This is a genomic window from Kandleria vitulina DSM 20405, assembly GCF_000702065.1.
Classification (GTDB): domain Bacteria; phylum Bacillota_I; class Bacilli_A; order Erysipelotrichales; family Coprobacillaceae; genus Kandleria; species Kandleria vitulina.
Genome location: NZ_JNKN01000028.1, coordinates 16,327 through 28,289, shown reverse-complemented (window position 1 = coordinate 28,289; position 11,963 = coordinate 16,327). Strand labels below are relative to the sequence as shown.

Genomic DNA, 11,963 nt, shown 5'->3' with positions numbered 1-11,963 from the left:
TTTCTTAGAGAAGGCTTTCCGTGCTGCATGTAGGCAAAAAGAATAGCCTTAAGCATCCTGAAGTTATCATGTCCTTTACGTCCTCTGGTCTCGTTCTTTTTCATGTAGCTTGAAAAATCAATTCCTCCTATCGCTTTCAGGAACGAGAACAGTTCATCATCTTCATCAAGAACATATTCAAGATTAAGTGGCAAACACATCTGATATAGGTTATAATAATTACTGTAATTAGGTTCTTTTATATTCTTGTAACTCATAACCTAATTATACCAAAAAAGTGGCTGCACTCACTAAATAGTGAGTACGCCACTTTTTTTACTGTATTTTATTTCGTTACAGCCTCTTACCATAGCAAGAATTTCTTTTTTAAGTTCTTCAGCCATATCTTCTTGTTTCACTTTTCTAATAATTTCACCTTTTTTAATTAAAAGACCTTCACCAACACCACCAGCAATAGCGATATCAGCGTTCTTTGCTTCACCAGGACCATTGACTGCACATCCCATGATAGCCACTGTTATATCAGCGTGAATGTCATTTAAGAAAGATTCAATCTCTCTTGTAATAGGAATCATATCATATTGAATACGACCACATGTTGGACAAGATACCAATGTAGGAACATTTTTTGCTAAACCTAATTCTTTAAGTAAGGTTTTAGCGACCTTGATTTCTTCCACTGGATCATCACTTAAAGAAACACGGATCGTATTGCCAATTCCCTGATAAAGAATGTTGCCAATACCAAAAGCTGACTTGATTGTACCACCAAGTGCAGTTCCAGCTTCAGTGACACCTACATGTAAAGGATAATCAAAAGTCTTAGCTGCTAATTCATAGGCCTGAATAGTCATTAATGTATTAGAAGATTTCAATGAGATCACAATATCATGGAAATCAAGATCTTCAAGAATCTGAACATGCTTCATGGCACTTACAATCATGCCTTCTGCAGTTGGCTTGCCATATTTTTTTAAAATATCTTTTTCAATAGAACCGCTGTTTACACCGATACGAATGGGAATATGTTTCTTCTTGCAGGCTTCTACAACAGCTCTTGTATGGTCAATATTCCCAATGTTTCCAGGATTGATACGAATCTTATCAATACCAGATTCAATGGCTGTAAGAGCTAAACGATAATCAAAATGAATATCCGCAACAAGTGGAATAGAAACCTGTTCCTTGATATCCTTGATTGCTTTAGCATCAGTCTGATCAAAGACAGCCAATCTTACAAGTTCACATCCAGCATCTTCTAGACGTTTAATCTGTTCAACAGTTGCCTTGACATTTTTTGTTTTTGTATTGCACATAGATTGAATGACAACATGATCATTGCCACCGATTGTTAAATTTCCTACACGTACACTTCGTGTCTTATTCCTTAACATCTTTTTCGCCTCTTTTCATAATCTCTTCAAACATATTTAATAGATGTTCGAAATAGTGGAATGCATCATCATAGATCTTATCATCAAGTGGATCAACACCAGCTTTCTTTAATAAATCAATAGGGGACATAGATCCTCCTGATTTCAAGAAAGATAAGTATTGTTCAACCTGTTGAGAATCATGATTTAATATACGAGACACAATTGCTAAAGCAACAGTCATGCCTAACGTATATTTATAGACATAATAATTATAATAGAAATGAGGAATATAGAAGCAAGAATGACCTACATATTGATTATTGGTTACATCTTCTCCATAGTATTCCTTATTTATTTTATCATAAAGTGAAGTAATCTTAGAAGCATTCATTGGAATATGATCTTTTGCCCACTGATGAAGAGTATCTTCAAACTGTGCATACATTGGCTGACGGAAAATAAGACCAACGCAGTTTTCTAAGAATTCATAAAGGAAGTAGGCTTTCTCTTCATCACTTTTAGCATGGCTGATCATATGGTTAATAAGTAAAGTTTCATTGACAGTAGAAGCCACCTCTGCCACAAAAATACGATAATCACTATTAGCAGGATCCTGGTACTTGCAAGAAAGATAAGTATGACAGCTGTGACCTAATTCATGAATCAAGGTAGAAAGTGAATCATAATCACCGATAAAGTTAGTAAGAATATAAGGTTTAGTATCATAACATCCAGCAGAATAAGCACCTGTTGCTTTTCCTTTTGTAGGATGATAATCAATCCATCTTTCATCACGTGCCTTCTTGATGATATCAGTATACTCTTCACCAAAAACAGAAGTAACATCAAGAATAATATTAAAACATTCATCAATAGAATAACGCTTAACACTAGGCTTTACTAAAGGAGTAAATAAATCATAGTTATAAAGAGTATCTAATTTAAGCAACTCTTTCTTAAGCTTATTATAACGATGGAATAAAGGACGATAGTCTTTATTGGCTTTATCTAAGATCTTATAGAATAATTCTCTAGGTACATCATCATCCCATAAAGAATAGTCAAGAGGATCATTAAAATGACGCACATCAGCATAGAATGCATCTTTCTTCATACAATCAGCAAGCGTTAAGGCAAAGACATTCTCATAACGCTTATATTCCTTGTAGAACTGCTCATAAGCCTGTTTTCTTACTTCCTGAGAAGGGTTCTTTAAAAATTCATTAAGTGTCGCACTATTTAATGTTTTTCTTTCACCATCCACAATCACATCTTCATATTCAAGACGAAGCGCGTCAAAAATCTGTTCTCCCGTATTGGCAATAGGGGACATCTTAGAAAGCAATGTTTCCATCTCTTGACTTAGCATATGTTTTTCTTCACGAAGAATCTGTTTAATCTGATAACGATAAAGATCAAAAGAGTTATCTTCTAGATATTTTTCAATAGCCTCTTTATTCTTAATAATCTCTACATTCATAAAATCAAGATTATTCTCAAATTGATCAAACAAAGTCAAAATATGTGAAAGCAATAGCTGATAATCCTGATTACCAGGTTCAACATCAGTATTAAGATGAGCATACTCATACATCTCAGATAAAAGACGAGAAAGAGTAACATAATCTTCATAGAAGGTGTGGAAGTCTTCTTTAGACTTCGTAAAACAATCTTTTCTTTCTCTTAATGAAGAAAGAAGAGATTGTGCTCTTTTTTCATCTTCAAAAAATTCATCCTTGTTTTTATAAATCAGTGTAAGATCCCAAGTCTCATTTACTGGGACATCTAGTCTTTCCATATAAAAAAACCTCCTGATACTATTGTATACATGGAGGTAAAGAAGAGTCAAAAAGAAAAACTCTTGGAATTATCCAAGAGCGTTGATTTTCTTCTGTAATTTAGATTTCTGTCTACTAGCATAGTTTTTATGATGGATGCCTTTAGAAACTGAAGAATCTAATTTGCTTACAGTAGCGTTGAATAATGCAACTGCTTCTTCTTTGTTGCCAGCTTCGATAGCATTAACTGTTTTCTTGATAGAAGTTTTTAAAGAAGACTTGAATGCTACATTAACTGCATGCTTCTTATCAGCATTTTTATATCTTTTAATCTGCTGTTTCATGTTTGCCATATTAATTCACCTCGTCCTTTCGTTTGCTTTTGTATTTTATCAAAATTATAATGTGAATGCAATACTTTTTTTGATTCCCAAATACATGCTTTTTTTAATAGCTTTGCGTGTAATGAGAGTGATTATAGAGATCAGTAATATGATATGTACGAATCATCTTATTATCACCTATTTTCACATCGGATATTTTTATATCCTTTGAGTAGGATAACATATTGCCAAATACTTTCAAGCTTTTTTTATTTCCTTCTATATATTCACAAAGAAGATCAATACGATCACCTTGTTTTAGCGTTGTATTTATCTTCGGATTCGTTTCTGTAGTAGATGAATTATAGATTGTAGAAGCACCGATGATCTTTCCTTTAGGGTTCTCATCAGTAAAAGAAAGAATCAAGTTGTTTCTTACTCCATTAATACGACAAGGCACATATCCGATGATAGTATAATCATCATCTTTTTCTTGCGTAGAGACATGATAATAAGGCACAACTTGTCCATTAATTGCCAGCCATGTACCATCTTCATCAGCAATCATATTGCCATCATTATCAAACTTGAAGATATTGTCTTCTCCTAGATTAAAGTAGCCATTATTGTACTTATAGAAGATATTAAGATCAACCTTTTGTATCATCTTCCATTCTGATTCAGAAAGCTTGAGCTTCTTCTTGCCATCTTCATTGACCCAGTTAAGCTTCTTGTTATCTAATTGATGAGATTTCACATACTGCGTTAAATTATCCTTAGATAAAGTAGATTCCCTAATAAATTTAGTATTTCTATTGCTTAATCCAGAAATATTCAGATTCTGTCCACTTAGCATCTGTGTCAGCATTTGCATTGCCAATTGACCAGAAGTCTCACTGCCAGCTAGACTCTGCAACAATTGTCCAAAGGAACCGCTGTCTCCACCCTGGACACTCTGTCCAGCACTGACAAGAGTACCAGCATTCTGGATGGCCTTTGAATACTCATCGCTAACGCCAATCTTGGAATAGGTATCTACCATGCTGTCAATCTTGTTGGTACGACTTTGTGGGAAGAAGATAGAAAGACCGTAGGCGTTCATCATGTTCGTACGATTATATTTGATTGCACTTTTAATAACCGAAGATAGCTTGCTGCCTTCATCATTATTAATACGACCAGCAAAATCACTAAGATCAATCTGATCAATTCTATTGGTCTGGGCAAACTCACGTGATTTCATACGGGCATTCATGACGTCAGTTTTTTTATCTGTCTGCATCATTGAATTGATGCTCTTGGCAAAATCATTAAATGGGGAAGTTAATGTCTTAGATAATTCAGAGAGATCCACAATGGATAATGTTGTATTATAGTTGCCTTTATTATGACTCATATAGTCATCTGCAATCATTTTTCCAATATTTAATGTAGTTGTAGATGAATTAGTAGAAAGACGTGTAAGCCAATCTGTATAGTACCATCCTGTACCTGGTTCTGTTTCTTCAGAACCAATAAGATAGTCCGCATGTTTAGAAAGCATCTGGGCATTTTCTACAGTAGCCATAAGACAGGCATCAAAGCCAATGAAATCAAATTTCACATTGGCATTAGTTAAGGCTGAATCAATTTCTGCAAGATTCATAGCCGGACGCTGATGTTTTTCATCATAGCCAAAGCCAGAAACAGAGCCTCCTCCATGATCCCAGAAGATCAGCTGATAGCGATTGGCTTCATAGTTTGTTGAGGCATACTTAATAAAACGTGTTAATGTAGCAGGATCACTCATAGCGCGATTGCCATCATTATCAACAACACGACTGAACTGACCGTTCTTGACTTCATAGATCTGATTGGTAGAGCTGCTCACAACATTGTTTTGCCAACGTGAAGCCCCACCGGTATAGACAAGCAATCTGACCTTATTGCTTAAGGTCGCATTTGCCATTTCCTGAAGATCCTTAGTTGCCATACCGCTTCTCGATTCAAGATCAGAACCGCACATATAGACCATAACTGTTACCTGGTCCTGTCCTCCACCGATGATATTGGCATATTTGCTGCGAGAGGCGGGATCCACATTTGTATTGATGCTAGACATATCAGCATCACCTTGACTCCATGAAGTAGTGGAAGAGGAGTCAGTGTAAGTGGGCTGTGTACCACCTAATAGAGAAGATAAAGAGAAACCTCCGCCACCTAGTATCATGGCTAATACAACCATCAGAATGGCTGGCAGTGATTTCTTTTCACCAATGGGAAGAGAAGAGCGTGAGGATGTACGTTCAAAAGCATTACCGCCTCCGGACGTTACATTTTTTTCACGACTTCTAGGCCTATTATTCATAATTTCATCATCCTTTCAATTTTATCTTTATTATATCATTGAGAAATATTCATTTCCACGTATTCTCTTCTCAAAGAATACCTTTATGTTATAATGAAATGTGCAGAAAGAGAGGGTCATATGAATAAAAGAATTGTATTTATGGGTACAGCTTCTTTTTCTAAAGAAGTTTTAGAAATGTTAATTAAGGAAAACTATAATATTGTCGGGGTTGTTACACAGCCAGATCGTCCAGTAGGAAGAAAAAAGATTCTTACTTCAAGCGATGTAAAGACGGTTGCTTTAGAACATAATATTCCTGTTGTACAGCCAGAAAGAATCAAGAAAGATTATCAGGGTGTATTAGATCTTAAACCAGATCTTATCATCACTGCTGCCTATGGACAGATTGTCCCAACTGCAGTACTTGATGCTCCTGAATTAGGATGTATCAATGTGCATGCCTCATTGTTGCCGCGTCATCGTGGTGGGGCACCAGTACATCGTGCTATCATTGAAAATGATGAAAAGACCGGTGTTACAATTATGTATATGGCAGAAAAAATGGATGCCGGAGATATTATCTCACAAAGTGAAACACCAATCAGTGATGAAGATACAGTAGGTATTCTTTATGATCGCTTGGCTGTTATGGGTGCAGAGCTGTTAAAGGAGACATTACCTTCAATATTAGAAGGAACAAATAAAAGAATTCCACAAGATCCAGAACTTGTTACTATTTCTCCAATTATTTCAAGAGAAGATGAAAGACTGGATTGGAATCATTCCACAAGAGATATTTTTAATAAAGTGAGAGGACTAAATCCATGGCCTGGATGCTTTACTACCTATCAGGGTACACGTGTAAAATTATGGAGTGGTAAGATTCATCAGTGTGAAAATGCTATGAGACATCATGGACAAGAAGACAATGGTACAATTGTAAAAATATTTAAGGATGCCATTGGTGTGAAAGCAGAAGATGGAATCTATCTCATTACTGAATTACAGGTAGCTGGAAAGAAACGTATGAGTGTACAAGATTACCTTAATGGAAAAAGCATCTTTGAAGTGGGCCAGAAATTTGAGTAGGTGATAATATGAGAATGGTTGACTTGATTGAAAAAAAGAAAAATGGAGAAGCTTTATCAAAAGAAGAAATTCATTTCATTATTGATGGCTATGTAAAAGGAGACATTCCTGATTATCAGATGAGTGCTTGGATGATGGCTGTCTATTTTAAAGGAATGACAGCTGAAGAAATTGCTACATTGACATTAGAAATGATGCATAGTGGTGATGTCTTGGACTTAAGTGAAATAAAAGGTATCAAGATTGATAAACATTCAACCGGTGGAGTAGGAGACAAGACATCATTGGCCGTTGGTCCAATGGTGGCAGCCTGCGGAGTCCCTGTTGCTAAAATGAGCGGTAGAGGACTTGGTCATACGGGAGGAACTTTAGATAAGCTTGAATCTATCCCAGGATTAAGTATTGCGATTGAAGAAAAAGATTTTATTAAGCAAGTCAATGAAATGCATTTTTCTATCATTGGACAGACTGGCAGTCTTGTACCAGCTGACAAGAAGATGTATGCCTTAAGAGATGTAACAGGAACAGTGAATTCTATTCCTCTTATTGCTTCTTCTATTATGTCAAAGAAACTTGCAGCGGGCGCTGATGGCATTTTGCTAGATGTAAAATATGGTGATGGTGCTTTCATGAAAACAATCGAAGATGCAAGAGTTCTTGCTAAAACAATGATTGAAATAGGAAAACATCTTGGCAAAGATACAAGAGCGACTATTTCTAATATGAATCAGCCATTAGGAAATGCGATTGGCAATGCTTTGGAAGTCAAGGAAGCTATCGCTACTTTAAATGGGGAAGGACCAGAAGATTTTACATCCTTATGTTTTGAAGAAGGAGAAACAATGCTTATGATGGCACATGTGGCCTCTTCAAGAGAAGAAGCGAAAGAGATGCTTCATAAAGTCATTGAAGATAAGAGTGCATTAAATGTCTTTAAGAAGATGGTTGAAGCACAAGGTGGAGATGGTTCTTACATTACTGATCCAAGTAAATTTAAAGAAGTAAAAGAAGTCATTGAAGTGACTTCTTCTAAAGAAGGATATATTGAAGATCTAGAAGCATTGACACTTGGTCTTGTTTCCATGAAACTTGGTGGAGGACGTGCTACTGTCGATGATGTCATCGATCATTCAGTGGGACTTGTTCTACATAAGAAAATTGGAGATTATGTCAAGCAAGGAGAATCACTGCTTTCAGTCTATACCAATACAGGATTGAGTGATGAGTTGAGAGAGGAGATTATTTCAGCTTATCATTTAACAAGTCAGACTGTTAAAAAGCCTAATATTGTAGAAGAAACATTATAAACCAATTACGTTTTGTAATTGGTTTTTTTTAAAAAAAGATAATAAGTGAATAAAAAGCATATTTTTTGTATAATGGGAATATAGGAGGATAAAACATGAAGTATCTGTTTTTTGATGTAGATGGTACCTTATTTGGTAAATCACGCTACGTTACTGAAAGAACGATTGAAGAAATGCAAAAAATAAAAAAGAAAGGTCATAAGATATTTATATGTACAGGACGTGCCCCTGTATCCATTGTAGGTGGGAATCTTGAACATGTACCTGCTGATGGCTTTATTGCAAGTGCAGGTGGATTTGTAAGTGTTAATGGGAAGTATATCTTTAAGAACTATATGGATACAACTGTCCTACAGGAAGTTATGACACTCTTTATGAACCATAAGGTACGTTTTGCATTGGAAACAGAAAACGCTATTTATCAGACACCGGGAATTAATGAGTACTTTGATGCAAGACATCAGAAGGAATTTGGCGATAATCCTGAAATGAAAAGATATTTTGAAGTGAGAAGACAAAAAGAAAACCGTTTGCCAATGAGCGCATTTAATGTGAGTGAAACGGGGGTAACTAAGATTGCTTTTGTAGCAACGGATCGTTACTTATTCTTGGACATAGTGAAATATCTTGTCGATCATTTTAATGTCGTAACATTCTCTAAAAAGGGAAGTAAAATCATTGATGGAGAAATCATTCTTAAAGATTGTACAAAAGCTGATGGCATTAAAAGAGTACTTGATGAATTAGGTGGAAGCGTTGAAGATACGATTGCTTTTGGAGATTCTATGAACGATTATCAGATGATAGATCTTTGTCACATTGGTGTCGTGTCAAAGAAAGCATCGGATAAATTGAAAAAGCTTGCTCAATATCAATTTGATGATCCCGATCAGGATGGTATAGCTAAAGCGTTAGAGCAACTTAATTTATAAGAGGAGGAATAGACAATGAGATATGAAATTAAGGGAAAGCCATTTCCGGTTGTTGAATTGCAGCTTCAAAGAGGAGAAACAATGTTGAGTGATGCGGGAGCAATGGCATATATGTCACCAGGCATCAACATGGAAACAACAAGCAATGGAGGACTTGGGAAGGCTTTAGGACGTGCTTTTTCTGGAGAAACTTTATTCTTAAATAGATATACTGCCCAAAATGATGGCATGATTGCTTTTTCTTCATCATTTGCAGGTGAAATCAGAGCACTTGAACTTGCTCCTGGACAGTCCATCATTTTACAGAAGTCATCATTTTTAGCAAGTACAGATAGTGTAGCAAGAGAAACATTCTTAGCTCGTCGTCTTTCTACTGGATTATTCGGTGGAGAAGGATTCATTATGAGCAAATATACTGGACCTGGATTATTGTTTATGGAAATTGATGGTTCAGCTATTGAATATGATCTTGAACCAGGTCAGCAGATTATCATTGATAGTGGTTATCTAGCAGCAATGGATGCCACATGTTCAATGGACATCCAGACTGTCAAAGGCTTAAAGAACAAGATGCTTGGAGGAGAAGGCTTCTTTAATACAGTCATTACAGGACCAGGTCATGTCATTATTCAGACAATGCCTATTTCTTCACTTCGTGCCTTGATGGCGCCTGCATCAGGAAAATAAAAATGGTTTATTTAGAGATGGCATTGGATGTTAGAAATCAGTTTGTAAGTTTTCTAGAAACAGCCATAAGATCAAAAAAACTTACTGCCATTCAGCTTAAGGAAGCATATGAAATGACAGGAAAGATTGCGACAATCTATGGGCATGCTTTTTTAGAACAGTATGATTCTGCACATCTTGCAACCATTTTTTCTATTAATGAGCTCATTGCATCTTTGACATATTCATCATTTCCACTAGATGAAGAGGAAGTAGAACTCTATGACAATACTCTTTCTCATTTTGAAGAAGTCGCAAGTCAATTAAAAGAACTTAATGACTATGAAGGATATAGTGAATATCCTTTTGAAGAAGACATCTTAGATATCAATGAAATAAAAGAAGAATGTCGTAATTATCTATTGGAAGAAAACATCACTGCCTATAACAATTCTTTAAGAAAGCTTATCACCTTTGGTGAACAGATGTATCGCTATGCCTTGATTGAAGAAGAATACCAGGATGGTGACGATGATGAAAATGCTTATGCTTTATTTGAAACAAAAAAAGAAGCAGATGAAGATTTAGTATATTATTATAACTGTTATAATGAATTATTGATTGATGGTGATTACAACAAAGAATTGCTGTTGAATATGATTGATAACATTGAATAAGAGAAGGATATTTCCTTCTCTTTTTAATTTGTCGATTTTTTTATGTATAACACACTATTTAGTGTATAATGTCATCGGGGGAGAGTAGACAAAATGAAAAAATCAATTATTGATCCAATGGATCTTTCTGTAGAAGAAATATCCGACTTATTAGATTTAGCGAACGATATCATGAAAGATCGCACACGATATCAGGATGTAGCGAAACACAAGATTCTTGCGACGCTATTTTTTGAACCAAGTACGAGAACAAGACTTTCATTTGAGAGTGCCATGCTTTCACTTGGCGGTAGTGTATTAGGGTTCCCAAATGCCAATGTATCTTCAGCTACAAAGGGTGAATCTGTAACTGATACAATCTGGACAGTATCTTGCTATAGTGACATTATTGCGATGAGACATCCAAAAGAAGGGGCACCTCGTGTTGCTATGCGTCGTAGCAAGGTTCCACTTATCAATGCTGGAGATGGGGGACATAACCATCCAACGCAGACTTTGACTGACTTGCTGACAATTCAAAGAGAAAAGGGAAGACTTAACAATTTAACAGTAGGATTCTGTGGAGATCTTAAGTTTGGACGTACTGTTCATTCATTGTTAAAAGCTTTATCGCGATATGAAGGTGTAAAATTCGTCTTCATTTCACCAGAAGAACTTAAGCTTCCTGAATATTTAAAAGAAGATCTTTTAGATGCTAAGCATTTAGAATATAAAGAAGTTCGTACTATGGAAGAAGTCATGGGAGAACTTGATATTCTCTATATGACAAGAGTACAGCAGGAACGATTCTTCAATGAACAAGATTATCTACGTTTAAGAGATACGTATATCTTAGATCTAAATAAACTAGAACTAGCTAAAAAAGATTTAACAATCATGCACCCATTGCCTAGAGTGAATGAAATCTCAACTGAAGTAGATGATGATCCAAGAGCATGCTACTTCAAACAGGTAGAAAATGGACGTTATGTACGAATGGCACTTATTCTTACATTATTATCATTAGATCATGAGGTGGAAAGATTATGAAAGTAGATAGCATTGTCAACGGAATTGTATTAGATCATATTACAGCAGGAAAAGTTATGGAAGTTTACGATGCCTTAAAGCTAGATAAACTTGATTGCAGTGTTGCGATTTTAAAAAATGTCAGCAGCAATAAGATGGGAAAGAAAGATATCTTAAAGATTGATAATGATTTTGATATAGATTTAGATGTATTAGGATACATCGATCACAACATTACTGTTTCCTATATCAAAGATGGAAAAACAGCAGAAAAGAAACATTTAGCATTGCCAGAAAGAATCATCAATGTAGAAAAATGTAAAAACCCAAGATGTATCACATCAGTAGAAAGAGGATTAGATCAGGAATTCTATTTAGCTAATAGAGAAAAACAGATCTATCGCTGTATCTACTGTGATACAAAAGTCACAAAATAAACAAGGCGCAAGCCTTGTTTTTTTGCTTTTAAGCAAATGAA

At 35.5% G+C, this 11,963-nt stretch carries 12 protein-coding genes; 7 read left to right on the top strand and 5 right to left on the bottom strand.

What is annotated here, in order from left to right:
• From T513_RS12195 to T513_RS0107085, 5 genes are all read right to left on the bottom strand, one after another.
• A partial coding sequence (locus T513_RS12195) for a transposase (protein WP_479691148.1) occupies positions 1 to 257 on the bottom strand: 257 nt, incomplete at its 3' end.
• Between the two features lie 33 nt (positions 258 to 290).
• Positions 291 to 1,394 carry a flavodoxin-dependent (E)-4-hydroxy-3-methylbut-2-enyl-diphosphate synthase gene (gene ispG, locus T513_RS0107100; RefSeq protein ID WP_051654415.1) on the bottom strand — a complete coding sequence of 368 codons (1,104 nt, stop codon included), beginning with the start codon at positions 1,392 to 1,394 and terminating at the stop codon, positions 291 to 293.
• Positions 1,381 to 3,174, bottom strand: coding sequence for an oligoendopeptidase F (gene pepF, locus T513_RS0107095; RefSeq protein ID WP_031589567.1), 1,794 nt, complete (start codon positions 3,172 to 3,174; stop codon positions 1,381 to 1,383). Before pepF ends, ispG begins: the two co-directional genes overlap by 14 nt.
• Before the next feature lie 69 nt (positions 3,175 to 3,243).
• Positions 3,244 to 3,507 carry a 30S ribosomal protein S20 gene (rpsT, locus tag T513_RS0107090; protein WP_029070042.1) on the bottom strand — a complete coding sequence of 88 codons (264 nt, stop codon included), beginning with the start codon at positions 3,505 to 3,507 and terminating at the stop codon, positions 3,244 to 3,246.
• A gap of 94 nt (positions 3,508 to 3,601) precedes the next feature.
• The gene (locus T513_RS0107085; RefSeq protein ID WP_031589566.1) at positions 3,602 to 5,824 is read right to left on the bottom strand and encodes a clostripain-related cysteine peptidase; all 2,223 of its coding nucleotides are present in this window, start codon (positions 5,822 to 5,824) and stop codon (positions 3,602 to 3,604) included.
• A 120-nt stretch (positions 5,825 to 5,944) separates the two neighbouring features.
• Here T513_RS0107085 and fmt point away from each other — a divergent pair, with 120 nt between their 5' ends.
• From fmt to T513_RS0107050, 7 genes are all read left to right on the top strand, one after another.
• The gene (gene fmt, locus T513_RS0107080; protein ID WP_031589565.1) at positions 5,945 to 6,895 is read left to right on the top strand and encodes a methionyl-tRNA formyltransferase; all 951 of its coding nucleotides are present in this window, start codon (positions 5,945 to 5,947) and stop codon (positions 6,893 to 6,895) included.
• An 8-nt stretch (positions 6,896 to 6,903) separates the two neighbouring features.
• Positions 6,904 to 8,202, top strand: a complete 1,299-nt coding sequence (locus tag T513_RS0107075; protein ID WP_031589564.1) for a pyrimidine-nucleoside phosphorylase — start codon at positions 6,904 to 6,906, stop codon at positions 8,200 to 8,202.
• A gap of 95 nt (positions 8,203 to 8,297) precedes the next feature.
• A complete protein-coding gene (locus tag T513_RS0107070) occupies positions 8,298 to 9,134 on the top strand; it encodes a Cof-type HAD-IIB family hydrolase (RefSeq protein ID WP_031589563.1) in 837 nt (278 codons plus the stop codon).
• Positions 9,135 to 9,149: 15 nt separating this feature from the next.
• Positions 9,150 to 9,821 carry a TIGR00266 family protein gene (locus T513_RS0107065; RefSeq protein WP_029070047.1) on the top strand — a complete coding sequence of 224 codons (672 nt, stop codon included), beginning with the start codon at positions 9,150 to 9,152 and terminating at the stop codon, positions 9,819 to 9,821.
• A 2-nt stretch (positions 9,822 to 9,823) separates the two neighbouring features.
• Complete coding sequence (locus tag T513_RS0107060) at positions 9,824 to 10,477, top strand: hypothetical protein (protein ID WP_031589562.1); 654 nt, start codon at positions 9,824 to 9,826, stop codon at positions 10,475 to 10,477.
• Between the two features lie 93 nt (positions 10,478 to 10,570).
• A complete protein-coding gene (pyrB, locus tag T513_RS0107055) occupies positions 10,571 to 11,506 on the top strand; it encodes an aspartate carbamoyltransferase (RefSeq protein ID WP_029070051.1) in 936 nt (311 codons plus the stop codon).
• Complete coding sequence (locus T513_RS0107050; protein WP_031589560.1) at positions 11,503 to 11,922, top strand: aspartate carbamoyltransferase regulatory subunit; 420 nt, start codon at positions 11,503 to 11,505, stop codon at positions 11,920 to 11,922. Before pyrB ends, T513_RS0107050 begins: the two co-directional genes overlap by 4 nt.
• Positions 11,923 to 11,963: the final 41 nt, after the last annotated feature.